The organism is Geovibrio sp. ADMFC3 (genome assembly GCF_054687035.1).
This window is the reverse complement of record NZ_BAAFZG010000002.1, coordinates 602,002-625,633: the sequence shown is the minus strand read 5'-3', so window position 1 is coordinate 625,633 and position 23,632 is coordinate 602,002. Positions and strand designations below refer to the sequence as shown.

The following is a 23,632-nucleotide window of genomic DNA, read 5'->3' as shown; positions in this document are numbered from 1 at the left end:
AAGACAAGAAAATCCTTTTCAATGTTACATTTTTTACAAGTTTCAATTCCTTATAGGTAGGGTCGAAAGAGGGTCTGTTGATGCATATGCCTCAAGGGGATTGGAGGTTTCAATTCCTTATAGGTAGGGTCGAAAGTGTTCGCCTTTGAGTTTCAATCATTTGATGAATGGGGTTTCAATTCCTTATAGGTAGGGTCGAAAGTGCCAAGCTCATACGCTTTATCCTCAAAGTTTTTAAGGTTTCAATTCCTTATAGGTAGGGTCGAAAGCATCGCCGGATGCACGTTTCTATTATTCCTAAATATGCTGAAAAAAACAATATGAAAATACTGTTCTTTTGGTATTAATAGTTTGGAGGAAACAGACTTCTGTCTTTGCCCCGTATTTTATGCAGTATATGCGGTCGACAGAATCAGAGAAAATTAATTTCGTCCTTTTTGTCAGCACCGATAGTTATGCGTTCGCTGTATTTCTTTGATTCGAACCTGTAAATAACAAGGCTGTCTCCGTCATCACCGCAGACGATTTTGCTTAAGTCATTGGTAAGCCTCGCCAGTTGCCCTTCTGTAAGCTCGCCCTCAAAAACAGAGTTCTGCACCCAAACGAGATACTCTCTGCATTTTTTGAGCATCTTCGCACATCTTTTCTCATTAACATCATAATACAAAATAATAAACATCACCAGTCCATAACAAAAGGCTTATACTCGCACTCGCCCATAAGATATTTTTCGATTTTGTAGCATTCCAGTCTTATCAGCCTTCTGTAACTTACATCATTTTTCAGGGTTGAATGCTTGATGGTCTGCTTCATGCGGGTTTCCAGTGCTTCGGCGAACTTCCGCTTTCCTGAAGGTTTAAGGATGATGCCGTTCAGATCTTTATCAAAATCTTCTTCAGTAATGACATTTTTATTGAGGACGCTGAAAATTGTCCTATCGCCCACAACGGGCTTAAATATTTCGGCTATATCGAGGTTAAGCGAGAATCTGCGGAAATTGGAGGTATGAAGAAATCCGATGCGGGGGTCAAGATGCGTCTGATAAATTTCAGAAAGGCAGACAGTGTAAATGATTGAGTTGGCAAAACTTATCAGAGAATTGATATAATCTTTAGGTGGGCGTTTTGACCGCCGTTCAAAAGAAAACTCAGGATTATCAATGATGGTTGCAAAACACTGATAATAAAACTGCTTGATCTTCCCTTCCACAGACATGAGGGTTTCTATGCTTGTCTGGCTGCCAAGCTCACCAAGCGCATTCTCCACTGCATCTATCTGACCAGAAAGATCTTTTTCTCTCCGATCGTAGTATTTCATTATCTTTAGGCAGTTTTTCGCCGCACCTTCAACAAAGTTGCGTGCTATGTTCAGGCGCATCTCTGCGCTTTCATAACCTCGAACCTGATGGAGTATCATATAACCGGAGTTATAATGTTCTCTGGGGTAGTAAGAACCGACATAGTAACTGTAGTAATTGAAGAAATGGAGAATTATTTCTTTTTTTGTGAAAAATTCCAAAACACGCTTATTCAGGTCAATTTCGCCGAAAATGCAGATTTCCCTGATGTTTTCAACCGGAAGATATTTTTTTATGCCATCTTCCGACTCAAACAGAATGGTGTTGTCCTTCCGTTCGATTTCGCCGTTTGAGAAAATATAAACAGTTTCTTTCATAACTCCTCAGCAGTAGCAGAATTCATAATGAGCGCACTTCGGACATATTTTCAGCATGACAGGTGCGGGTGGCGCAGATTCTTTCATAAGTATTTCAAATGCTTCCAGATTTTTTTTAATCTCCGCTTCATCTTTCTCAGTAAGCTCTATGGTAATGCTTTTCTTTTCGGCGGGAATTTTTATCATCCCCTTGAGATTAAATCCTTTGGATTTCAGGAGAAACAGATAATATTTAAGCTGATTTATTCCGCTTTTGAGTGTTGTAGACGACTTTTTTACTTCTGCTATGAAGAATTCGCCGTCTTTTTTTGTTATCAGGTCGATTTTTGCGCCTAGATCAGGGATGTAAATCTCCTTTTTTTCCCGCTCAAATGTTTCTTCGCTAATCAGCCTGCCTATATCCAGATATGTATTTTCCTGATCCGCATTCATCTGCCTAGACATCAGCCAAGCCTGCCTGTGGCAGATGAGAAAAGCATTATACACTGATGGCGAAACTGACATGCGTTTGCTCCTAAAGATATATTTCGTTGTAACCGCCGAACCAGCCCTTTTTAAATGAATATTTGCTGCCGGATTCTATATAGGTAAACGGACACCAGCGCATATCACTGTCGGGGTAAAATTCACTGAAACCTTTTAAATCAGCGTGCCTTAAGTTAATGGTATACTGTGAAATTTTTTTATTGAGTTCGTGCAGTTCGCTTCTTGCATCCATCTTTTCTTCAAGACTGGCGGCAGCGGCCAGTTTATTGCTAGACTGGTCGTGTAGCTCTTTAAATCGCTCGTAAAGCCCGTATTCAGTTTCAATAAATAACGGCAGCAGATCCGGCTGACCTTTCATAAAATGTTCACCGAATTTGATAAAAGCAGTTTCAAAATTCAAAGCTTCCATGTGATGAATAAAGACAGGGTCAGGTGAGGTCATTTTCCGTGCAGTTTCAAAATACTTTTTTAGAAGCTGCAGCATATCCTTTTCCTGAACATCATCAGAAAACAGTGCAGACACTTCGTTATATAAAACATCTTTATCGTCATAGGGAGAATTGCCTATTTTATCTGTGATTATCATAGGTGCATTATGTTTTAAGCCCTCTCGGTTTACCCTCCCTGCCGTCTGGATAATGCTTGAAAGGGGTGCAAATTCCCTGAAGCCTGTATCAAAATCGAGGTCAACACCTGCCTCAATAACCTGAGTAGATATCAGTATGGTTTTCTTATTCTTAATCCTTGATTTTAGATTATTAATTATTTCTTTTCTGTGCAGCGGAATATGATTAGTACTGAGCATATGCAGTTCGTCATCATTAAAATATCCGGAGTCATCAAGCAGTTCAAAAATTTGCAGACACAGCTTCTTTGTGTTAACAACACAAAGCACTGAATTATATTTCTTGGATGCTTCAACAATACGTTCTGTAAGGAGTTCAGGAGTGTTGACCGATTTGTCAAGATACAGGGTGTATCTGTTGTTGAAGCTCATCGAATAATATGAATTGTCAAGCAGTTCCGCATAAGAATCCTGAGGGAGATAAGCTTTTATATCCGGTATTGTTGCAGACATAAGGATGAAGTCTATATTGAAGCTGTCTGCCAGATATTTGATGATTATTGATACATCCTTGAAAATCCGCCTAGGTACAGCCTGAACCTCGTCAATGATCACAACGCTGTCCTTTAAAGTCCAGAATTTAATCAAGTCTTTATTCTTATTGGAAAAAAATGCGTTAAACAATTGGTTGAATGTAGTGATCACAATCTTATCGTAACACCAAGAGGAGTTGACATAATCGTTTTTCTGGCGGGCAGAAGATGTCTGATAATGAAGCGGATTATCCTCTGCATAGTTTTTTGCAGATGTCAGGTGATGCGCCCTCACAAGATCGGCAGCATCAATTATGTTTCCGTATTCCTCAAAGGTCTGATCTATGATGGAAGTCATAGGGAGAGTGCAGATCAGTTTTTTCTTTTGCTTATCAGTACATATTTCAAGTGCCAGATGAAGAGCGGTGAAGGTTTTCCCAAGACCAGTGGGAGCTTCAATGATGAAGATATTCTTATCTGAATTCTTTTTGTAATTGCTGATTATCTCTTCTCGGGCTGTATTGCGCACCTCTGACATTGCATTGGATTTAGAGCCGATGAAATTAAGCAGCCTGTCAGTGTACTTCAATGAGTCGGGCGGTTGTTGTTCACTATAGGCGGCTTTGAAAATAGCCTCGTATTTGTCTGTGAAAATCAGCTTGGAGAATACAGATTTGACGCTGAAATAACCGTAGAGTCCGCCCAGTTTAAAATCCTGCACGAATCTAACTGTATCAAACTGTTCTGCAATCTCATCTGCGCATTCATCTGTATATTCCGTAAGTTCTATCGAGCGGCAAATATCGTTTATTCTGTTTAAGATTTCTGTTATACGGTGGTCATCTGAAAAGTTATTTGTCATATAGTTGTTCACATCGATCAGGTTGCCGTGGTGACGGAGGATCGAGAGGAAAACAGGGAACATTTGCGGATCGAACCGCTGTTTCAGCAGTAGATAAAAAAATGCTCCTTCAACTGCGTGGGTTGTTTTGTCCGACTTGCCTATGTTTGTTATAAACTGCTGAAAATCTCTGTGTAATTTGCCGAAATCGTGGAAGCAGGCTGCTGCGCCGTGCTGTGGGCAGTTGAAACCGGCAGCCATATTTAAGATATGGCTGCGGTAAGGGTAATCCGGATGAGATTTAAATTTCTCTGGTATATCAAACAAATTCACAGCTATAACTGTTTCCTTCTGTAACTATTTTTGTCAGCGGACGTTCAGTTCTAAACTTTATCCTCCTATCGGAGATAACCAGTTTTCTGTAATCGCCATATGTTCTGTTTGTTTCAGTTCTTGTTGCGGAATACATGCTTATGTACTTCTTCCCCGCTTCAAAAAGGAGCAAATCAGGGCTTGCGGTGAAGGAATCTGCTGTGTCTGCGGTATATTCTTCGCAAGAGCATGGCAGATAAGCATAGTTTGCGGCAAATTCGGAATTGCCCATGTACAGGGTGAATTCTGAAAAATGTTTTTGCAAATGCTCAGTTATTGCGGCTTCGTGTTTGAAGTTCTTTACGAAGACTACATAGCCGGGATCGATCAGAAGCTCCCTGAAAATTGGCTTGGGGCTTGTGAATTTTTCTGAAACCTGCTTTGCGTAGCTCCGGTATTTTTTGTCGGTTGTCTCTTTCGTTTTTGCAATTTTGGCGTCGATTTTACTGAATGCTGCTGCTTCTTTTTTGCTGAGACTTGATACATCAGTATTTTCTTTTTCATCAAGCAGCGATCTAAGCTCACTGCTTGAGAGAAAATATCCCAGAGAAGTGTTCAGTTTTGTTTCAGATGTTTTTGTATAATCATTTATATAATTCTGAGCAAAGCTCTTTTTTCTGATGGGTCTATCCAGCACAACAGAGTATTTAAAGCCGAAGAAGTCCTGATCGTTGAAATACTCGTTGTAATCGATCCCTAAAATTGCAGCCATCATCCCTCCGATTGTTGTCTTCGGAGGGAAGGGCAGGGTTAGGTTCTGTGTTATGGTGAGCGGATCGCGGAATGAACCGAACCTGCTCCATAGTCTTATTCCGAACATTTTATACTCCGGGCTGGAATTGTTTTAAAAACTCAATCTCATCCATGATTTTTACTTTGGGCAGAGATGAAAGCCCGCTCTTATAGCCCTCAAGGGAATCATCAAGAACAATGAGTATTTCGTCGATAAATTCCTCTGCTTTCTTTGCAGCCGAAATTAACCTTGAAAAATTCAGCTCCGCTTCGGAAACGCTACGGATGATTTTACTGTCTTCATTATCCAGAGTTACAAGCTCATCCAGCAGACCAATAAAATATCTGTTATCGCTTTTATATGTTATTTTAATAAGCAGCCTCGGCTTTTGCCCTTCCTTGCTGCGTGTGTTCAGCAGCTTTGTTCCGAACCAGAGTGAGTCCAGCATGGTTCTGATGTCTTCTTCAGTTGCGGCGGACTTTTCAGCCTGAGCAGAGTTTATTGAACCGTACATGGCAAAAAGCCCGTAAGGTATGTAATTATCTGCACGGAAAGTCTTTTTATTCTTTGCATCGTCCCCTTCTTTGGCTTCGGTGGCAAATGCACCTGTACCCTGTTTGAGGACAGTTTCTGTTTTGTTCAGGGATTTTGTCCAGCTGAACTGCACAGCACCCACAAGCTGAATATTGCTTTTCGGTGCAACTCCTCCGAAAAGCCTGTTGTCAATGCATGTGAGGAATGCTCCAAGCTCTTTCGTTTTGCCGTCTGCTATCTGTTCAAAGCGTTTTTCCGCATTAAGCCCGCCTTCCACAATCGCTTCATTATTTATGAAAATCTGCTGCCCCTTTCTGTACTGCAGGTCATCCCTGATAGTTCTTTTAACACGAACATCGCTGACTATGGCTTTTTCATCCACATCATCAAATCTTGGCGCATTATCGGCAGACATATCACCGTTGGGGTTGCACATTCTTGCATCCCATATGAAAAGAATCTCGCTTTGTTTTGCTTTATTTCCCATTTCCATCCTCCTAATCTTCACTGCTTTTTATATCATCATCTGTTTGGTCTGGTTCAGCTGTTTTGCCCCCCGTTGATTTGATGAAGTCTTTGTAGTCGTCAAATCCGGCTATAAAGGCATATGATATTTTTGCACTGGAAATTCCTGCTGTTTTGGTTACCGGACTGCTGTGTACAAGCTTGCGGACTTCAGAGGAATTTTTGATATTTAGCCTTAGCTTTCTTTCAAAACGTTCTGCCATTTCAAAAATTCTGAAAAGATTACTGTAGTTGATTATCTGGTTTGAGAGCCATGTTTTGAATGTGGTATTCTGATGGCTAACTTCAGAATAATATGAGCTGGCTATTACCGCATATGAATACGCTCCGATGTAGTATGACTTCTGTATTGCAGGGTTAGTGAAGAAAGAAGCAGTGTCTTCTGCTGTTCTTCTTTCAAGGTATTCTGCAAAAGATTTTTTTTCGTCCATTTATTGCTCCTTAATTTTATTAAGTGTTCTCAAAAAATGCAAAATTGCTGTTTCATTCTTTACGAACCCTGTCGGGTAGCTTATCCATGTTTTAATGTTGTTTTTCATACGTTTTTTATGAAGGTAGTCAAACTCACGGTTAAACTCGAATCTTTGCAAAAGGTCATCCATGGAAATCTTTTCATCTGTCAGAAGCAGGCGTGCTATATAAAGCTGCTCCTTCAGTATTGTATTGCTGTTCTTTTTGCTGGATTTTGTCAGCGCATAAAGAAGTTCATATCTGTGGAAGAAATCCTGAAGAAGCACGCTTTCCTTATCTCGTTTGCCCAGTTTGACTGCGTCTGCAATGTTGCAGTCTTTCATAGTTCTGACAACCTCGCTCAGTCTGCTGGGGATAATATCCTCCAGTGAACCTTTTATGGAAAAAGAAAGGTTGGTTCTGTTGATGTCTGTGAAAATAAAACCAAGTATGACAGAGTTTTTCAGTTCTTCAAGGTGATCTGCGTTGCTGCTGAGTTCTGCAACCAGCCCTCTTTCAAGTTCAGCAACTTCGGCGGAAACAGACTGTAAGTTTGTTGATAGTTCTGAAATTCTGAGTTGTTCATCGTTTGTGAGTTTTTTCTTTTCATTTAGTTTCTTAATATCTTTTGTCAGTTTTTTTTCCTGTTCGTAAAATAGTCTGAGCTTATCTGAATTTTCTTTGGAAGCGAGGTGAGCCATTCTGAGACGTCGGATAACCATCCTTACAACTTCCGGTGATCCGGACAGTACGTTGGGTATTATTATGTACTCAATTCCTTTGAAATAAAACACAAGGTTCTTAAGAATATAAATCCATGCAAACTTAATTTTAACAGCACTTTCCTTTGACAGAGGGATATTATCAACAACTCTGTGGCTGAGACTGCTGTGGTAGTTGTCATATGAAAAGACCTTAAAGTCAGGCTTGTAACCTATATCAGTTTTTTCACCTGTAAAAAAATCCACTCCCTCTTTTGCGGATGGTTCAATGTCGACAGGGTTTTCATACCAGTTATCAATTACTTCCGGCATCAATTCACTAAATGTTTTTCCATTTACTGATAACCAGAAAATATAGTTCCCTTTCTTGTAATTGTTGATTCGCTCTTCGATTAGCTTTTCATTATCATCAAAGTATTCAAGAACCGCCTCACATGTGCTTTTGTTGCAGTCATTAGCAAAGACAGAGGTTGAGGATCTGAGAGAGTTGATAAGCTGGGGAAGCTTTTTGTTTAAAGGTTCATCCTTAATGGCAAGGTTCGGAAACATGTAATACATCCCTGTTCCGCTTCCGCCCATTTTCACAGTGAAAACAAAATTGTCTCTGGAAAGAGCATCAGCCGAAATTCTGAATCCTGTCACACTGCCGTTATGAAGTGCAAAATCAATGTTTATGTAAGTCGGATCTTTTGTCTCGGGACTGGTTATCACCGAATCCAGAATCTCATCCTTCGTAAGTACATCGCCGATTTGTTTCAGTTTATATGCCAAGCTCATACAGTTTACCTCATACCACTTCCGCCATACCGTAACCTTGTGAGTTGCGTGCGCCGAGACCGGCATTAAAGGCAAATTTGAGGAATTCCGGTTCTCCGGCGATCTCAAATCTGCCTGCCCATGCCTTAATCAGCGTGCGGGTCTGTTTATTTGTTCCGAAATAAGTTATTTTCTGGTGCTTTTCGTCATTGAAAAGAGGTTTTATACTGATGTTGTATCTGCAGTCCTCGTTGTGCAGGGCAGTCCATTTCTTTTGCAGATTCCTGTTGATTAGCTCCGAAAAGGACTCCTCAAAGGGGGTGTGAAACAGGGTGAATTTCCTGCCGTTCTGCTCTATGGTTGAGTGCATAGTGATGGGGGAAAGTGTGCCGATTTTCTGTACGCTTTCTGAAAACTCCGGCTCCTTCATCACAGCGACACTGTCAATAGTCAAAAGGTTGGAGCCAATCCGCACCAGTTCGCTCTTGAGAACATTCGCCGCTGTCTGCTGAAGTATCCAGTCCACAGGGGAGGACACATAAAAACTAAGGAATCGGTCTTTAAATATAAAAACCTCTTTTTCTCTGTCATATATCCGCTTTTCGAGAAAATCCGAATAGGTGAACAGCTTGAACGATCGTTTTTCAAAAACAAAGCCTTTTTCATGCAGCCAGTTCGCATCCAGCCTGTCCAGAAGGTTGTATATGAATGCCTGATTATATTTCAGATACCCCTTGGGAAAACATATCTGTTCATTAGATGATAAATTGATTCTTATCCGCATTTAGTTCCCTGATAATGTTATCCTTAAGTTAAGGATATATGTACAGTTTCTAGACTGAAATAATTTGTAACTCTCCGTTATTATATCATTTATAAATTTTTTGTAAATCCTTCCCCACCTTCTTAGCTTTTACATGGTAAGGAGGTGCTTTCATGATCACACCTAGCATACCATAACCTTACCAGAAAACCGGAGCTGGAATACCTCTAGAGTAAAAAGGCAGTGAATTTGCACTCTGCAAATTCGGCATTGCCGCAAACAAACTCAAATCTGAAAAATTCTTTCTTTGTCGAAGTTATTGTTTTCAGCGCACAGGCTGAAGCCTGAGATGAATATCTCGATAAGGGCACTCTTCGGAGAAGGTGCGCCTTCTTGTACTCTTCACAATCGGAACATCCGAAGAAAACAGGGACTATGATCGGGAGAATAATGTGCTTCGTGTACTATGCTCGGAATAAAAAAACCTGCCCGTTCTTCTGCGGTTAAAGTACGGGCAGGAATATGGAGGTAAAACCCTGTCGGTGTTATTTTTTAGGCAGTTACAAATTTTTTCAAAGCTTCTCCGGTTTTTTTATAAAATGAAGTTTCGGCATTTTCTGCAACGGCATCTGAAAATTTTAATGCAAATGGTACAAAATATGAACTTTCAAACATTCTTTTGAGTTCGGACAATGTATCAGCGTCCTCTTTGTTTCTGTTTTCATCTTTACTTTTTATGCGTGAACCTAACAGATACATAAACTCAAGCTCGATTGCGATATGATCTGCTGGTTCGTGCATTTCTTCTTCAACCTGAAGGCCTGCGGCTTCGTAAATTGCCGCAACGTCCATTGTTGTTTTACCCATGATCTGCCTGTCCTTTTCAAGATAAACAGAACCGTAAGGCGGGCAAGGCAGCTCAAACGGACCTATGAAAAGTTTGGCGAAATCCAATTCAAGTGCTTCATTTGTTGTTTCTGCAAAAGCCGTTCTCAGTTCTTTTGCCTCTTTATGTATTCCAAGCGAATCCAGCCCGCTGGCAAGTGATTCGATTATTGTCTTTTCTTCCAGTATTGTTTCTTTGGGCGGATAAAAACACAGGGCAAAAAGTCTGTAGATTTCTGTTTTTATCACAGCCGCTTCGGGGAATTTCGTTTCCATATTCACTCCGTTGTAAAAAGTTGAATAATGGCGGAGAGTCACCCCTCCGCCGCTGGTTTTTCAAAGTGCAGCAGGTGCGCTACACCTTAAACTTTCTTATATAGTAAACATTAGGTTGTGTTCCTTCTTCAGGTTTAAGCACCATGGAAGAATATTTTGTCAGGAGTTTGCTAACTTCGCTGTTCGGATCGTTTTTATCGCCCACAACCCTTGCGCCTGAAGGGCAGGATTTTACACACCATGGCTTTTCATTGACCATTAGCCTGTGGTGACAGAGGTAGCACTTCTCAGTAACTCCTGCTCTGCGGACAGCTTCATACTCAGGATGTGAGTACTCGGTTTTATAGGGGGGAAGCCCGCCTGTTTTCTTTGCAGTTTCCTCGCCGGTGGCGGTTCCGCCGGGAATTACCGCAACTTTTGAGGTGTATGCCGAGTGTACATCTTCACCATCAAAATTGAAGCTTATAACGCTGTACTCCGCTTTTTCTGCTGCAATATCCTCTGAACTGTAAGGGCATGCTATCTGGCAGGAACGGCAGCCTATGCAGCGTTCATCATTGTGCATAGTTATGCCTTCGGGCGTTTTAAACATTGCCTTGGGTTCAACAGGGCATGCCTCAACGCATGCGGCATTTGAACAGTGATTACAGAGAACAGGGATGGCAGCAAAATTAACATCCGGGAATTTTCCTTCCATTCTGATCATAAAATCTGCCCAGTTGAAAGTTTGTCCGTTTTTTCTGTCGGATGTGTTGTTTTCCGTTTTGCAGGCTATTCCGCAAGCTCCGCACCCAACGCATTTCTGAAGATCTATTACCATACAGTATTGAGCCATTTTTTACCTCCTCACGCCTTTTCAATTTTCACGCCGCAAAGACCGCCGTTTCTTGCTGTCGCTCCGGTGAGTCTGTCGTAATCGGCAGGGATAAGCTCATTGTTGTTAAATGTGTAAGCCTCTTTACCGAATTTTTTGGAAGCGACCTTGCCGTATGCCCAGTGTCCCTGACCGTAAGCTTTTGCAACTGTTCCCGGTCGGATGCCTTCCCAGTAGCGCACCTTGGTGAAGAATGTGCCGGAGACAGAAGATATTTTCGCTATTTCTCCGTCAGCTATACCGAGTTTTTGAGCATCAGCAGGATTCATCTTGAGTACATCTTCCCAGCTAGCATCGCCTGCATCGACTTTTTTAAACTCCATATACCATGTACAGTTAGCGCTTCTTCCTTCCTTGTTGAGACGTGACTTGTGATCAACAAAAGTGAAAGGGTATTCTTCTGTGCTGCCGTAGCGGAAAGGAGATTCATAGTGAGGTACAAATGCTTTTTCGCCTCTGGCTTCGTAATTGCATACTTCAAGAACTTTGTCGACATCAGACTTATTATTTTCTGCATGGTCTTTAAGCGCTTTTTTGAGAGTATCACTATAGAATTCAAACTTATGAGTGACTGTTTTGAACTTACCCCACCTGCTGCGTGGTTTGTATTTTGCGGAGTTCCATACTCCTATTTCTTTGAACTTTTCCCATGAACCTATTACATCCCCGATAGAAGGATCTGTATTTGTCCATGCGGGTTTGGTGTAATATTTGACAGCATTAACAGTAAATTCCTTCTCATCAGCCGGAGCTTTTCCTGTTTCAGAATCTTTGAATTCGTTCATGTAGAAATCCAGAAGATTTGTGAAGCCTCTTTCTGCAAGTTTTTTGGCAATAAGAAAAGGGATTTCAGTTTCATCTGCTTTAACATCCCACACAGGTTTGATTACCGGCTGAAGAATTGTACTGTAACCGTGCTGGGCACCTTTGTTCTTAAGATATGCCCATTTTTCTGTGGTTGTCTGGGCAGCGGGAAGCACAATGTCAGCAAACATAGTCAGCTCTGAAGCATGGGTCGTAATATGAACATAGAAAATTTCATTTTCAGCAAACATTTTTTCCCATCTCTGGGCACCTGTGCCGGAGAAGGGGAAGTTGTTCATGTAACCAAGTCCCATCTTGATGTCATATGGTTTTTTAGCCATTATAGCATCAGGCAGGTTATTTGTAATAACTCCGCTGCCGGGTTTTCCTTTTGCCATTGCCGGAAAAGCTAAGGTTCCTCTCTGATCGATTTTTTTATTTTTTTTCTTTGCTGTATCATCAATATAAGGGTCAAGTTTCTGAAGATCGTTCCCGAGGATTTTTGAACCGGCGAGAGTTCCTCCGACATTGTCACAACTTCCGAGAAGACCGTTTAAGGCATGAACTGCCATAGCAGAGTAAGTTCCCCTGACGTGCATGGCAGCACCCGGTCCAAGCCAGACAACAACATTAGGGGCAGCCTTGACCATATCCCTTGCTGTTTCATATATTTTTGCGGCAGGAATACCGCAGATTTTTTCTGCCCATTCAGGAGTTTTATCTTTAAGCTCTATGTTCCACCACTTAACAAGCCCGCCTGTATAAACTTCTTTAAAAGTATCTTCTGCTACGGTTTCCCCTTTTTTAAAGCGGTTTATGCCGTCAGTAAAATCACCCACAAACTCTCTGTTCCAGCCGCCTTCAGTCAGGATAACATGGGCAATTGCAACCGCCAGCGCCCCATCCTCACCGGGAATAACAGGAAGCCAGTCATGAGCTTTTGCTGATGAGGCGTTCATTTTAGGATCAACCACCACAACCTTGGCACGGTCAAGAACATCACCAAACATTTTTATTGTGTAAGGAACCTGACGGTTTGAACTGAGCGGATCAAGACCCCAAATCAGCATATATTTTGTGTTTTCCATATCGTAGTCACGATAGTCCCACAGCCCTTCAGTGAAGAATGCCCCGGATTTTTCAGCTTCAGCACAGATAGAGGAGTGGCTTATATTGTTTGGAGAACCATAGATTTTTGTCATTGCATCATAAATCAAAACATTCATGTGTGTATAACGTCCACGGTTAAGCATATACTTGTGTGCTTCTCCATTGTTGCGGAGTTCCATCATTTTATCTGCAATGGTGTTAAGAGCTTCGTCCCATGAAATTGGTACGAATTTAGGATCAACACCTCTGCCTTTTTTAGGATTTGTTCTTTTCATTGGAACTTTAACTCTGTCAGGATCATAAACCTGCTGCAGAGTAAGGTGTGCCCTGGGACAGCAAGTGCCCTTGTTGGATTCACTGTTCGGGTTGCCTCGTACTTTTACAGCTCTTCCGTCCTGAACGAAAATCTGTATGGGATCCCATGTTGTGCAACCCTGACAGGATGTCGAAATCCATTTTCCAGGTGTTTCGCCTATTTTCTTTTCGCCTTTTGCCGGGGCAAGGGCGTTGCCGGAAACACCGCAGCCCACCGCAGCAACTACACCTGCGGCGGCGGAAGCTTTAATAAAATTCCTTCTGCTTATACGCATCCGTTCCTCCTTAGTTAAACTGAACTAAATAGTTTAATGCAAAACGGATGCCATGTGATATTGCTCTAAAACATTGATAAATCAGAAAAATTAGACCAGTCTAAGTATAGATACTATACAAGTATGTATAGTATCTATACAGATAAATGTTAAATATTAATGCCGTATTTCTTCATTTTAGCATTCAGGGTTACTCTGGTTATTCCAAGTTCTTCGGCGGTGTGTGTGAGGTGGTTTGAGTTTTTCAGCAGACTCTTTTCAATGAGTATTTTTTCAAGTTCCTCGACACTGCGGTTTAAGGTATCAGAGGGAAATTTAGCAAATAAATAATCTGACAACGCAGAGACTGTTTCCCCGTTTTGTTCATGTTTTTGTCCTGTAAGTTGGATGTCAGATTCTGTTATTCTGTTTGAGGATGATAATATGACTGCTTTTTTGATTACATTCTGCATTTCTCTGATATTTCCGGGCCATGGGTAGGCACTGAAGATATCAACTACCTCTCTGTCAATACAGCAGATACTTTTCTCTGCTTCACGGGCGTATTTGGCAGTAAAGAAAGCAGCGAGCTGTGGTATATCGTCTTTTCTTTCCCGTAAAGGAGGAAGTTTTATATCCACAACATTTAATCTGTAGAAAAGATCGGGACGAAATTCCCCTTTAGCGATGAGTTCGTCTATGTTTCTGTTTGTTGCAGAAACAATACGGACATCGACATGAACCGGTTTATTTGAACCAAGCTTTTCTATTGCGCCGTTTTGGAGAACTCTCAGCATTTTAGATTGGAGTTCAACAGGCAGTTCACCTATCTCGTCCAGAAAAAGGGTTCCTGTGTGAGCGGCCTCGAATTTTCCTGTTCTGTCTTGATGCGCTCCGGTGAATGCCCCTTTGATATAGCCGAAAAGCTCACTTTCAAGAAGCTCGCGGGGGATAGCTGCACAGTTTATCACCACAAAAGGCTTGTCTCTTCTATGGCTTCGTTCATGAATGAGGCCTGCTATCAGTTCTTTTCCGGTTCCGCTTTCTCCTGTAATAAAAACAGGAGTATTTGAATTTGCAACAGTGGCTATCAGCTTGAACACATCACGGATCTTGCGGGATGAACCTACAAATGCATTGTCTGCATCTGTTATATCATCCAGATTCAATGCGTCTTCTCCGCAAAACGCTTTCTCAGGTTGTGCGTATTTTTCTATACATGCTGTTAATTCTTCATAGTCAACAGGCTTGACGAGAAAATCTACTGCTCCGAGTTTAAACGAGTCAAGCACGGTATTACTTGTTCCGAATGCCGTGAGCATAATGACCGGTGGTGAGTGAGCAAGCCCCTTAATTTTTTCAAGTACCTCAAGACCGTTTTCAGAGCCAAGTCTGTAATCAAGCAGAATTAGGCTGAAGCTGGCTCTATTAAGATATTCAAAAGCCTCTTCCGAGGATGAGGCGGTTGAAACAAAATATTCGCCGGAAAGAACCCGCTTCATGCCGTAACAAAGAGAAGCATCATCATCAATTATCAGTATCTTTTTCATAGTCCTTCACTTTTATAATGAATTTTGCACCGCCGGTGTATGTTTTGTCTAATTCGATCCCACCGCCGAGAATTTCCAGAATCATTTCAGTGTATGTAAGCCCCAGTCCTGTTCCTGTTGACTTGGATGTGTAAAACGGCATAAAGATTTTGGATTGTTTTTCCAGTGGTATTCCGCATCCGTTGTCAGAAATTTCAAACACCGCAAACCCGTTCTCACGTCCAAAACCGAAATTAATTCCTGTAGCTCCTGCCTCAACTGAGTTATGCACCATGCTGATCATCACCTGATACAGCTTTTCAGGATCGCTGGTAAAGGATACATTACTGCCGGCCTGAACCACAGCTGAAATACTGTCCTTGAATCTGCTTTTAATATACTGAACAAGATACGCTGTTACAGCATGGGAGGATGTTTTTTCGAGTCTTACCTCCATTGGTCTGGATAGACTAAGGAAGTCATTCAGTGTAGCTACGATTCTGTCAGATTCCTTACGCATGACAGCAAGGTCTTCGGCGGACTGGGGGTCTGAATGGTTTTCCTTAAGGCTCATTGACAGCAGGTTAATTGTCATTATCGGGTTTTTAAGCTCATGAGCAAGCCCCGCAGCCATAGTTCCCACTGTTGCGAGTCTTTCGTTTCTTTTAATCTGTTCGCTTTGTCTGTAAATTTCACTGAGCGCTTCTTTGAGTGTGCGAGACATATTTCCCAGAGTTTTTGCAAAAGCTTTAATTTCAGTTGTCGCATACTTGTCTGTTTCAAGATTTTCAGGCAGGTTGTCCAGAGTGAATTTATTTATTTCATTTGAAAGAGATTGCAGGGGCTTGGTAATGAAAACAGATATTTTTGTGGCAAAAATAAGACCTATTCCCAGAAGAATCAGGAAAAAAAAGCATGTTTCCACAAACTGAAGCGCAACGGCACTGCTCACGTATGTGCTGTTAAGAACATAAACCACTTTTCCTATCACTTCGTCTTTGGCAAGTATCTTGTATTCAAAATACCACCCCTTACGCATAGATTCATCCCATCCGCTTTGAGTCAGGGCATCGACTATAAGTCTGCCGCTACTATCGAAAAGATAGATGTTTTTTATGAACTCATGGGCGTCTGTCGATGCTTTCAGCAGAGAATACATGTCATATATGTTGTCATAAAGCATAGCCTCGGAAATGTAGGACTCTATGACCTTATGCTGGCTCACAAGAGTGTTTTCCGCTCCTTTTCTGATGAACTGGTATTGGAAGGAAGTTACTACGGCAAGTTCAAGCACCATAGCTGAAATACCCAGGAAAATTATCAGCAGCAGAACCCTGCTTCTGAATGAATCGGGTACAAATCTATCGGGAATGCGCATCAAGAAACTTCTTCATCTCTATCATACTGTCCAGACTGTGACTGTCCGGGGGAATCAGCATGTCAACGAGAATACCGCCGAGGATTTTCCGTCCTTCGTCATCTTTGTGCATGTTTGTCAGGATATGTTGCATTTGCTTGAAAAGCTTTTCAGGGACTTTACCTGATGCCACTATGGGAGGAGCAAGAAATTCGGGCGAAATATCGATTATACGGATGTTCGCAACCTTTTCTGGATACTTTTCCCTGAAGTATTCAAATATCAGGCTGTCAACTGCCGCACCCGCCACTACTCCGCTGTTCACGAGGAATATTGATTTGTCATGGTTGCCGGTATAGTAAACCTTGGAAAAGTAGCGGTCAGGATTCTGATTGGTGTTCTTTGTGATAAGATATGTTGGATAAAGGGCACCGCTGTTGGAAAGGCTGTCTGTGAAGGCAAATGTTTGTCCTTTGAGTTCATCAACTGATTTAATACCTGATTTTTCGGAAACAATTATATAGGAATGATAAGACGATTTTCCTCTGACAACCGGAATGGCGAGAACTTTATAATCTTTTTCATTCAGGTCAAGAAGAGCGCCGGTGCAGACAGTTGCCACATCCACTTCACCATCTCTTATCATTGTATTCATTTTTGCGTAGCTATCTTTTTGGAAAAAAGCAACTTTCATATTTAGTTTTTTCCCCAGATAATCACTGAGCGCACTGTACTGGCTATAGCTTTCCCCGGGGGAAATAACAGAGGCAACACCGAACCGTATTGTATCTTTCTCAAGCGTATGACCTTCAAAGGGCAGAAACACGGATAAACAGAAAAGTAATAAAAGGTTAAAGGCATTTTTCATTAGTTTTTCTCCTACACTGGGTATTGGAGGTGAAAACATTAAAGCTGTATTGGAGTCCAATAGCCATTATGATAACCATAAAAATGAGAGAATTGAAAGGATAATTTAGTTTGTTAAGCAAGCAGCCGGGAGAAATATCCCAGCTGCTCAAATTGTTTATGCGGTTTTCAACCATTCCTCAAGCTTTGTTCGGATCATGTTTCTTATTTCTCTCACTACCTGAAGTTTTTCTTCATAAGTGCCGTCCGCAGAAGAAGGATCCGGAAAAGTCCAATGAATGCGCTTAACTTCAACTCCGGGAAAAAGCGGACACTTTTCCGCAGCTTCTGCATCGCAGACAGTTATAATGTGACTGAAAATTTTGCCAGCCTTGAAAAAATCGAAAACACTGTCCACGCTGTTTCCTGAAATATCTATGCCTATTTCCTTCATTGCCTCCACTGCAAACGGGTTCAGTGTGCCGGGTGTCAGCCCTGCGCTTTCTGCTATAAATCTGTCGGGGGCGATATTATTGAGCAGGGCTTCCGCCATCTGGCTCCTTGCGCTGTTATGCACGCATACGAAAAGAACTTTTTTTCTGGACATGGCTCCTCCGAAATCTGACTTATTTTTAACTTGCATTTCCGCTGCTTCATTTCTATAAATATAGAAATAAGAAATTCTCATGAAGAATACAAATAAATGTCAAAAGTTTCGGAGGCAGCATGAGCCAAAGCGGTAAAGACGGAATAAGAGCAGCAGTGAGAAATAATTACAGAAAATTCGCCGTGGCGTAGCCTGCCGGATGCGGATGTGAAACAGAATCATGCTGCGGCAGCGGAAAAGCTGCGGACGCAGAATCAATTTCTATCGTTCTCGGCTACTCCGCAGAAGAGCTGGCGTCCATTCCGAAAAGCGCCAATCTGGGTCTGGGCTGCGGCAATCCTATAGCTGAAGCGGAGCTGAAGAAGGGGGAAACTGTTCTGGATCTGGGAAGCGGAGGGGGGATTGACTGCTTTCTTGCCTCAAAAGCAGTGGGTGCTGGCGGACTGGTGATAGGCGTGGACATGACACCGGAAATGGTGTGCAAAGCACGCAAAACAGCCGAAGAAAATGGTTTCAGCAATGTTGATTTCAGGCTGGGAGAAATTGAAAACCTTCCGGCAGGAGACTCAACAGTGGATGCAATAATATCCAACTGTGTAATAAACCTCTCGCCCGACAAAGAAAAAGTTTTCAGGGAATGCTTTCGTGTCCTGAAAAAAGGCGGAAGAATCGCTGTTTCGGACATAGTAGCGACAGCCGAACTGCCGGATGAGATTAAAGATAATCTTGCCATGTACACCGGCTGTATGGCGGGCGCATCCCATATCAAAGAGCTTAAGGAAATGATGCACAGAAGCGGATTCAGCAGCATAAGCATAACGCCTAAGGATGAAAGCCGTGAGTTCATCTCAGAATGGTCACCGGGCAGCAAAATAGAAGACTATGTTGTTTCTGCAGTGATTAAAGCCGTTAAATAATAAGGAGAAATTGATGAGCAATATAAATTGCGCCGATGAACGCAGAATGACAAGCATATTTGAAAAATACCTTACCCTTTGGGTCGCTCTCTGCATAATCGGCGGCATAGCCCTCGGGAAGATCGCCCCTGATCTGGCAAAAACTCTGGACGGGATGTCGATCAATGTGAATGGCACTCCTGTAGTGTCATTGCCGATTGCAGTCTGCCTTTTCTTCATGATGTATCCCATAATGGTGAAAATAGATTTTGAAAAGGTAGTCAGAGCGGGCAGAAGCGGCAGACCTGTATTTCTCACCCTTTTTATAAACTGGTGCGTAAAACCCTTCACAATGTACGCAATAGCTCTTGTCTTCCTCGGCTTTTTGTTCAGGGGATTCATAGGAGCAGAGGCGGTGGATCTGGTTAAAATGCCCTTCGGACTTGATCTTCCCGTGGGCAGCATTCATGGAGCAGGTACTGTGGTGCTTGCTGATGGAGTGAAGATGCTTGAGATCCCTCTCTGGAGGAGTTATTTTGCGGGATGTATCCTTCTGGGCATTGCTCCCTGCACAGCCATGGTTCTGGTGTGGGGCTACCTATCCAGAGGAAACGACGGGCTCACTCTTGTCATGGTCGCTGTAAACTCGCTCGCAATGCTTGTACTTTACGGAATTCTCGGCGGATTCCTCCTTGGTGTGGGCAAGCTTCCTGTTCCGTGGCAGGCACTTCTGCTTTCAGTCGGTGTTTATGTGGCGCTGCCGTTGGTCGCTGGCTATTTCTCCAGAAAGCTTATAATCAGTGCAAAAGGGAAGGAGTGGTTCAGGGAAAAGTTTCTCCACCTGCTTACTCCGGTGACAATAGTAGCCCTTTTGCTCACCCTTGTGCTGCTTTTCAGCTTTAAAGGAGACGTTATACTCGCTAATCCGCTGACAATATTGTGGATATCTGTTCCGCTGTTCATTCAGACAGTTTTTATATTTGTTCTGGGCTATGCCGGCGCAAAGATGCTCAGACTCAGATATGAAGATGCTGCTCCCGCTGCTATGATTGGTGCTTCAAACCACTTTGAAGTGGCAATAGCCACAGCAGTAATGCTGTTCGGACTTTCCTCCGGAGCTGCGCTCGCCACTGTGGTCGGGGTGCTGATAGAGGTTCCGGTGATGCTTATGTTGGTCGGGATATGCAAACGGACGGAAAAATGGTTTGAAGCATGATACAGCATTATTGTCATATGAATGGCTAAAAAACAAGGGACTGTCTAAAAAAATATAGGACAGCTCCAAACTAAAAATGGGCGACAAAAAAGGGCTTGCCGGAAAATACCGGAAGCCCTCGGAATGCTTTTTCAAGGCGACGCCCGGAATCGAACCGGGGTACACGGCTTTGCAGGCCGCTGCCTAACCACTCGGCCACGTCGCCATTTAGATAAAAAAAAGAGCGGGTGACCGGGCTCGAACCGGCGACCTCAACCTTGGCAAGGTTGCGCTCTACCAACTGAGCTACACCCGCAACGGGAAGATATATATACCTTTGTGAGTTTGGTTTGTCAATAAGTAGTTTTCATTTTTTTTATTTTTTTTTGTAAGTTATATCAGGATCTTCCTGACTTTTTGAGTGTAGTCTTCAAGACTGCGTATATTCTGCATTACAGCGTCTTTATCCTTCTTTTTTGCTGCGTCTTCTATTGCTTTTGCTGTTTCTGTGATGATAATAAAACCGTAGCTTGCGCCCGTTCCCTTTATGGTATGGGCTATTGCTTCGGTCTTTTCAAAATCCATTATTTCCGCTGCTCTGCGCATTTCTATTATTTCTTCAGCCTTTCGCTCAATATAGGCGGGGACAAGATCCGCAAGATCAGGATCTATGCTTATTCTGAGATCCTCCCCCGATTCGCTGCTGATGGTTCCTGAGAATATATTCATGAAAAATTCTTCCAGATCTTTTTTCTTAAAAGGTTTACTGAAATGACCATCATACAGATCCTTCGGAAAGTCTGTTTCATCAGGTCTGTTTGCTGAAAAGCTGAAGAGAGGTGTTTTTTCCCCGGTTTCTTTCTGGATCAGGCGTATCTCTTCCGCTGCTTCGTCTCCGCTCATAACAGGCATTCTTCTGTCCATAAGAACAAGGTGATAAGTGTTGTTTTTATATTTATTAAGGGCTTCCTGCCCGTCTTCTGCAAAGGTGATTCTGACAGGAATACTCTTTGCGTATAGTTTGATCAGGTTTCTGTTATCTTCAGAATCTTCTGCAATAAGTACAGAAGGTTTGTCCAGACTTGTTTCTATTGGCTTCGGAGTTTTTTTAATTTCTTCCTCTGCTTCTTCAAATTTTACGGAAAAGAGAAAAGAACTGCCTTTGCCGGGGGTACTTTCTGCATATATCTCTCCGCCCATCATTGTGACAAGCTTTCTGCATATGGCAAGCCCCAGACCGGAACCGCCGTATTTTCTGGACATGGACTGGTCAGCCTGTGTGAATTCCTCAAATATTTTGCCGATATTTTCGCTGCTGATGCCTATGCCCGTATCACTGACTTCCACATAAAGTTTCCACCCAGTCTCATCCCTGTGTGCATCAGCCTTAACAGTAATACTGCCTGTGTGGGTGAATTTAACTGCGTTTCCGATCAGGTTAGAGAGAATCTGGCGGAGACGGTGCTTGTCTCCTTTAACGCTCTGGGGTACATTTTCATCCATAAACATATACAAATTAAGCCCTTTCTCTGATGCTGCATATGAAAAGAAATCCGCAGTTATATTGAATACCTCGTGAAGATTAAAGCCGGCATTTTCCAGCTCCATTTTGCCGGTGTCAAGCTTGGAGAGATCAAGCAAATCATTCAGTATGCCCATAAGGCTTTCAGCCGCTCCGGCAATGCTGTTCAGCTTGCTGAGTCTGCTTTTGTCGGTTTCATCAGTTTTGAGAACATCCACAAGACCTATTACAACATTCATCGGGGTTCGTATTTCATGACTCATAACAGCCATAAAAGCGGTTTTTGCCCTGCTTGCCTCTTCTGCTGTCTGTTTGGCCTTAATAAGTTCCTGTTCGTTTTTCTTTCTTTCTGTTACGTCTCTTATGACTCCGGTAAAGAATACCTCGCCGTTTAACATTGATGCACTGACAGCCATTTCGATGGGGAATACTGATCCATTTGAGTGTACACCTTCGATGTCCCTTATTATTCCTATTACAGGAGAACGTTTACTGAAGTCAAACTCATCAAGTCTTTTCTGGTGATTGACTGCCGCATCGTAAGGCATGAGAATATTCACACTTTTGCCGAGCAGTTCTTCTTCAGTGTATCCGAACATTTTTTCCGCTGCGTTGTTGAAAACAGTGATACTGCCGTCCTGTTTGATGATTACAATGGCATCAACAACTGTTTCCAGAATAACACGAATTTTAGCTGTTTCCTCCTCAGCCAGCATTTTTGCCTCGCTGAAGTCGTGAAGCAGTTTCTCCTGTTCCGCATGACTGTCTCTGACTGTCAGGGACATGGTATTAAAGGCATCTGCCACTTTTGAAAGTTCATCGCTGCCTTCCACAGCAACTGTAACCCCAAGCTCACCGGCGGTTATTCGTGCGGAGGCGTCTGCTATTTTGTAGACCTGCATTGTAAGAATATGGGCGAGAATGTAAGAAAAAATGAGTGTGGTGAAAATCTGTATTGCAGCAAGAATAAACATCTCTTTAAGAGTGTTTCTTATAAAGGATGTATATGCGGCAGTTGCAACACCTACTTCAACCCTGCCTATATAATAATCTCCATTATACAGATCCTCATAGGTATCGTAAGAACCGTCAGCGACGCTTCTTACATCTGAATCGGATTCAAATACACTGTGAGCATATTCTGACTTTCCGTTTTGGGCAACAGTTGAACCTATTTCGTTTTTCACACGGGCGTATGTGATGTCATCGTGAGCTGCAAGGCTTTTTGTAAGGCTGTCCAGCAGGGCAAAGTCATTGACGAGTATAGCCTCCTGAGCTGAAGAACCAAGGAGTGTCACCGCTGTTTCGGCACGTACAGTGATCTCTTTTACTCCGTAAGTTTTCAGAAATCCTACGCTGACGTAAAGTGCGGCAACGGTTGTGACTATCTGGATGAAAACCACACCGATGGCTATTTTGAGTTTGAATGACATGGGAATATTGCTTAAAATCATCATTTCTCCGGCAGAATGAAGGATGAAAGGTGAAGTTTTTTCATTGTTTCCGCAGTTTTCTTGTTTTTATGTAAATTTGTCAGTATTTTTTTGAGATACTCTTCTGTTTCGTTGTTTACTCTCTTTGATACGCCCACCACATAAGAAGCGGATTCTTCAGTGGTAAAAACAGCCTTTAGATCTTCCTCCGATTCATAAAATCCTTCCAGAACCGACCCCGCGGGATAAAGCTGTTTCTTTATGCCTATTACCACAGAACTGACAGAGTTAAGGTAAACCGGTTTAAATATTATATCATTATTTTTTAGTATTTCCTGTGTCATAGAGGAAGATACATATTCATCCGGCGATGCAAAGGCAATATATTTGTTATTCAGATCTTTAATGGAGTTTATTCCGCTGTTTTTGTGGGTGATGACAGTACCTCTCATTGTCCGGTCGGAGGGAACGGCAATTGCTCTGTAACGGAGCAGGGCTTTCTGGTACTGCTCTCCTGTCATGAAAGCTGCATCATATTTGCCTGACATAAGTCCCGACTCGAAATCCTGTGTGGAGCGCTCGGTTCTGATGATTATTTTCAAGTCCTCATTCTCCGCATAAACAGCAACCGGACCCCATATTTCAAGGGTTTCTGATGCAGAATAAAGCGGAACTATACCCAAAACAATACTTGTTTTATCGGCAAAGGCTATGTTAAAAAAGAGAAAGCACAGTACTGTTATTAATAGCTTCATAAACTGCCTGAAAATATACT

19 protein-coding genes, 2 tRNA genes, 1 pseudogene and 1 CRISPR repeat array (1 of these 23 cut by a window edge) are annotated in these 23,632 nt (G+C 42.3%); of the genes and pseudogenes, 2 read left to right on the top strand and 20 right to left on the bottom strand.

The window, feature by feature from the left end; all coding sequences use genetic code 11:
- Nucleotides 1-269: direct repeats of the CRISPR family, unit length 30 nt; unit sequence GTTTCAATTCCTTATAGGTAGGGTCGAAAG (it extends 2,875 nt beyond the left edge of the window).
- Between the two features lie 143 nt (nucleotides 270-412).
- From cas2 to ACYRYY_RS03185, 16 genes are all read right to left on the bottom strand, one after another.
- The gene (gene cas2 / locus ACYRYY_RS03260) at nucleotides 413-679 is read right to left on the bottom strand and encodes a CRISPR-associated endonuclease Cas2 (RefSeq protein ID WP_460214061.1); all 267 of its coding nucleotides are present in this window, start codon (nucleotides 677-679) and stop codon (nucleotides 413-415) included.
- Nucleotides 679-1,674: a type I-B CRISPR-associated endonuclease Cas1b gene (gene cas1b, locus ACYRYY_RS03255; protein ID WP_460214060.1), complete on the bottom strand. Its 996-nt coding sequence runs from the start codon at nucleotides 1,672-1,674 to the stop codon at nucleotides 679-681. The genes cas2 and cas1b overlap by 1 nt, the downstream gene beginning before the upstream one ends.
- 6 nt (nucleotides 1,675-1,680) lie before the next feature.
- The gene (gene cas4, locus ACYRYY_RS03250; RefSeq protein WP_460214059.1) at nucleotides 1,681-2,178 is read right to left on the bottom strand and encodes a CRISPR-associated protein Cas4; all 498 of its coding nucleotides are present in this window, start codon (nucleotides 2,176-2,178) and stop codon (nucleotides 1,681-1,683) included.
- Between the two features lie 10 nt (nucleotides 2,179-2,188).
- Nucleotides 2,189-4,360 (bottom strand): CRISPR-associated helicase Cas3', encoded by a 2,172-nt coding sequence (gene cas3, locus ACYRYY_RS03245; RefSeq protein WP_460214058.1) that lies wholly within the window; start codon nucleotides 4,358-4,360, stop codon nucleotides 2,189-2,191.
- Nucleotides 4,361-4,418: 58 nt separating this feature from the next.
- Nucleotides 4,419-5,291 (bottom strand): CRISPR-associated protein Cas5, encoded by an 873-nt coding sequence (cas5, locus tag ACYRYY_RS03240; RefSeq protein WP_460214057.1) that lies wholly within the window; start codon nucleotides 5,289-5,291, stop codon nucleotides 4,419-4,421.
- A 1-nt stretch (nucleotide 5,292) separates the two neighbouring features.
- Nucleotides 5,293-6,225 (bottom strand): type I-B CRISPR-associated protein Cas7/Csh2, encoded by a 933-nt coding sequence (cas7b, locus tag ACYRYY_RS03235; protein ID WP_460214056.1) that lies wholly within the window; start codon nucleotides 6,223-6,225, stop codon nucleotides 5,293-5,295.
- A gap of 10 nt (nucleotides 6,226-6,235) precedes the next feature.
- Nucleotides 6,236-6,694: a hypothetical protein gene (locus ACYRYY_RS03230; protein ID WP_460214055.1), complete on the bottom strand. Its 459-nt coding sequence runs from the start codon at nucleotides 6,692-6,694 to the stop codon at nucleotides 6,236-6,238.
- Entirely contained in the window at nucleotides 6,695-8,212 is a 1,518-nt protein-coding gene (locus ACYRYY_RS03225; RefSeq protein WP_460214054.1) for a TM1802 family CRISPR-associated protein, read from the bottom strand.
- 10 nt (nucleotides 8,213-8,222) lie between these two features.
- Entirely contained in the window at nucleotides 8,223-8,975 is a 753-nt protein-coding gene (cas6, locus tag ACYRYY_RS03220) for a CRISPR-associated endoribonuclease Cas6 (RefSeq protein ID WP_460214053.1), read from the bottom strand.
- A gap of 531 nt (nucleotides 8,976-9,506) precedes the next feature.
- Nucleotides 9,507-10,115 (bottom strand): TorD/DmsD family molecular chaperone, encoded by a 609-nt coding sequence (locus tag ACYRYY_RS03215; RefSeq protein WP_460214052.1) that lies wholly within the window; start codon nucleotides 10,113-10,115, stop codon nucleotides 9,507-9,509.
- Between the two features lie 79 nt (nucleotides 10,116-10,194).
- Entirely contained in the window at nucleotides 10,195-10,950 is a 756-nt protein-coding gene (locus ACYRYY_RS03210) for a 4Fe-4S dicluster domain-containing protein (RefSeq protein WP_460214051.1), read from the bottom strand.
- Between the two features lie 11 nt (nucleotides 10,951-10,961).
- Entirely contained in the window at nucleotides 10,962-13,493 is a 2,532-nt protein-coding gene (locus tag ACYRYY_RS03205; RefSeq protein ID WP_460214050.1) for a molybdopterin-dependent oxidoreductase, read from the bottom strand.
- Nucleotides 13,494-13,642: 149 nt separating this feature from the next.
- Nucleotides 13,643-15,022: a sigma-54-dependent transcriptional regulator gene (locus ACYRYY_RS03200; protein WP_460214049.1), complete on the bottom strand. Its 1,380-nt coding sequence runs from the start codon at nucleotides 15,020-15,022 to the stop codon at nucleotides 13,643-13,645.
- The gene (locus ACYRYY_RS03195; RefSeq protein ID WP_460214048.1) at nucleotides 15,000-16,379 is read right to left on the bottom strand and encodes an ATP-binding protein; all 1,380 of its coding nucleotides are present in this window, start codon (nucleotides 16,377-16,379) and stop codon (nucleotides 15,000-15,002) included. Before ACYRYY_RS03195 ends, ACYRYY_RS03200 begins: the two co-directional genes overlap by 23 nt.
- Nucleotides 16,363-17,226, bottom strand: a complete 864-nt coding sequence (locus tag ACYRYY_RS03190) for a substrate-binding domain-containing protein (protein ID WP_460214047.1) — start codon at nucleotides 17,224-17,226, stop codon at nucleotides 16,363-16,365. Before ACYRYY_RS03190 ends, ACYRYY_RS03195 begins: the two co-directional genes overlap by 17 nt.
- A 156-nt stretch (nucleotides 17,227-17,382) precedes the next feature.
- Complete coding sequence (locus ACYRYY_RS03185; RefSeq protein WP_460214046.1) at nucleotides 17,383-17,811, bottom strand: arsenate reductase ArsC; 429 nt, start codon at nucleotides 17,809-17,811, stop codon at nucleotides 17,383-17,385.
- A gap of 119 nt (nucleotides 17,812-17,930) precedes the next feature.
- Between ACYRYY_RS03185 and ACYRYY_RS03180 the strand changes: the two are divergent.
- Nucleotides 17,931-18,728: pseudogene (locus ACYRYY_RS03180) on the top strand (arsenite methyltransferase).
- Nucleotides 18,729-18,741: 13 nt separating this feature from the next.
- Nucleotides 18,742-19,923 carry an ACR3 family arsenite efflux transporter gene (arsB, locus tag ACYRYY_RS03175; protein WP_460214045.1) on the top strand — a complete coding sequence of 394 codons (1,182 nt, stop codon included), beginning with the start codon at nucleotides 18,742-18,744 and terminating at the stop codon, nucleotides 19,921-19,923.
- Between the two features lie 134 nt (nucleotides 19,924-20,057).
- Here arsB and ACYRYY_RS03170 read toward each other — a convergent pair.
- The 4 genes from ACYRYY_RS03170 to ACYRYY_RS03155 form a co-directional block, all read right to left on the bottom strand.
- A tRNA-Cys gene (locus ACYRYY_RS03170) sits at nucleotides 20,058-20,128 on the bottom strand.
- Nucleotides 20,129-20,145: 17 nt separating this feature from the next.
- Nucleotides 20,146-20,218 (bottom strand) — tRNA-Gly (locus ACYRYY_RS03165).
- Nucleotides 20,219-20,295: 77 nt separating this feature from the next.
- On the bottom strand, nucleotides 20,296-22,881 hold the full coding sequence (locus tag ACYRYY_RS03160) for an ATP-binding protein (protein WP_460214044.1): 2,586 nt from the start codon (nucleotides 22,879-22,881) through the stop codon (nucleotides 20,296-20,298).
- Nucleotides 22,878-23,612 carry a PhnD/SsuA/transferrin family substrate-binding protein gene (locus ACYRYY_RS03155; RefSeq protein WP_460214043.1) on the bottom strand — a complete coding sequence of 245 codons (735 nt, stop codon included), beginning with the start codon at nucleotides 23,610-23,612 and terminating at the stop codon, nucleotides 22,878-22,880. Before ACYRYY_RS03155 ends, ACYRYY_RS03160 begins: the two co-directional genes overlap by 4 nt.
- Nucleotides 23,613-23,632: the final 20 nt, after the last annotated feature.

Excerpts from the sequence above, each read along its gene's own strand:
- cas2 (WP_460214061.1), bottom strand. The coding sequence starts at position 679 with ATGTTTATTATTTTGTATTATGATGTTAATGAGAAAAGATGTGCGAAG.
- cas1b (WP_460214060.1), bottom strand. The coding sequence starts at position 1,674 with ATGAAAGAAACTGTTTATATTTTCTCAAACGGCGAAATCGAACGGAAG.
- cas4 (WP_460214059.1), bottom strand. The coding sequence starts at position 2,178 with ATGTCAGTTTCGCCATCAGTGTATAATGCTTTTCTCATCTGCCACAGG.
- cas3 (WP_460214058.1), bottom strand. The coding sequence starts at position 4,360 with ATGGCTGCCGGTTTCAACTGCCCACAGCACGGCGCAGCAGCCTGCTTC.
- cas5 (WP_460214057.1), bottom strand. The coding sequence starts at position 5,291 with ATGTTCGGAATAAGACTATGGAGCAGGTTCGGTTCATTCCGCGATCCG.
- cas7b (WP_460214056.1), bottom strand. The coding sequence starts at position 6,225 with ATGGGAAATAAAGCAAAACAAAGCGAGATTCTTTTCATATGGGATGCA.
- ACYRYY_RS03230 (WP_460214055.1), bottom strand. The coding sequence starts at position 6,694 with ATGGACGAAAAAAAATCTTTTGCAGAATACCTTGAAAGAAGAACAGCA.
- ACYRYY_RS03225 (WP_460214054.1), bottom strand. The coding sequence starts at position 8,212 with ATGAGCTTGGCATATAAACTGAAACAAATCGGCGATGTACTTACGAAG.
- cas6 (WP_460214053.1), bottom strand. The coding sequence starts at position 8,975 with ATGCGGATAAGAATCAATTTATCATCTAATGAACAGATATGTTTTCCC.
- ACYRYY_RS03215 (WP_460214052.1), bottom strand. The coding sequence starts at position 10,115 with ATGGAAACGAAATTCCCCGAAGCGGCTGTGATAAAAACAGAAATCTAC.
- ACYRYY_RS03210 (WP_460214051.1), bottom strand. The coding sequence starts at position 10,950 with ATGGCTCAATACTGTATGGTAATAGATCTTCAGAAATGCGTTGGGTGC.
- ACYRYY_RS03205 (WP_460214050.1), bottom strand. The coding sequence starts at position 13,493 with ATGCGTATAAGCAGAAGGAATTTTATTAAAGCTTCCGCCGCCGCAGGT.
- ACYRYY_RS03200 (WP_460214049.1), bottom strand. The coding sequence starts at position 15,022 with ATGAAAAAGATACTGATAATTGATGATGATGCTTCTCTTTGTTACGGC.
- ACYRYY_RS03195 (WP_460214048.1), bottom strand. The coding sequence starts at position 16,379 with ATGCGCATTCCCGATAGATTTGTACCCGATTCATTCAGAAGCAGGGTT.
- ACYRYY_RS03190 (WP_460214047.1), bottom strand. The coding sequence starts at position 17,226 with ATGAAAAATGCCTTTAACCTTTTATTACTTTTCTGTTTATCCGTGTTT.
- ACYRYY_RS03185 (WP_460214046.1), bottom strand. The coding sequence starts at position 17,811 with ATGTCCAGAAAAAAAGTTCTTTTCGTATGCGTGCATAACAGCGCAAGG.
- arsB (WP_460214045.1), top strand. The coding sequence starts at position 18,742 with ATGAGCAATATAAATTGCGCCGATGAACGCAGAATGACAAGCATATTT.
- ACYRYY_RS03160 (WP_460214044.1), bottom strand. The coding sequence starts at position 22,881 with ATGATGATTTTAAGCAATATTCCCATGTCATTCAAACTCAAAATAGCC.
- ACYRYY_RS03155 (WP_460214043.1), bottom strand. The coding sequence starts at position 23,612 with ATGAAGCTATTAATAACAGTACTGTGCTTTCTCTTTTTTAACATAGCC.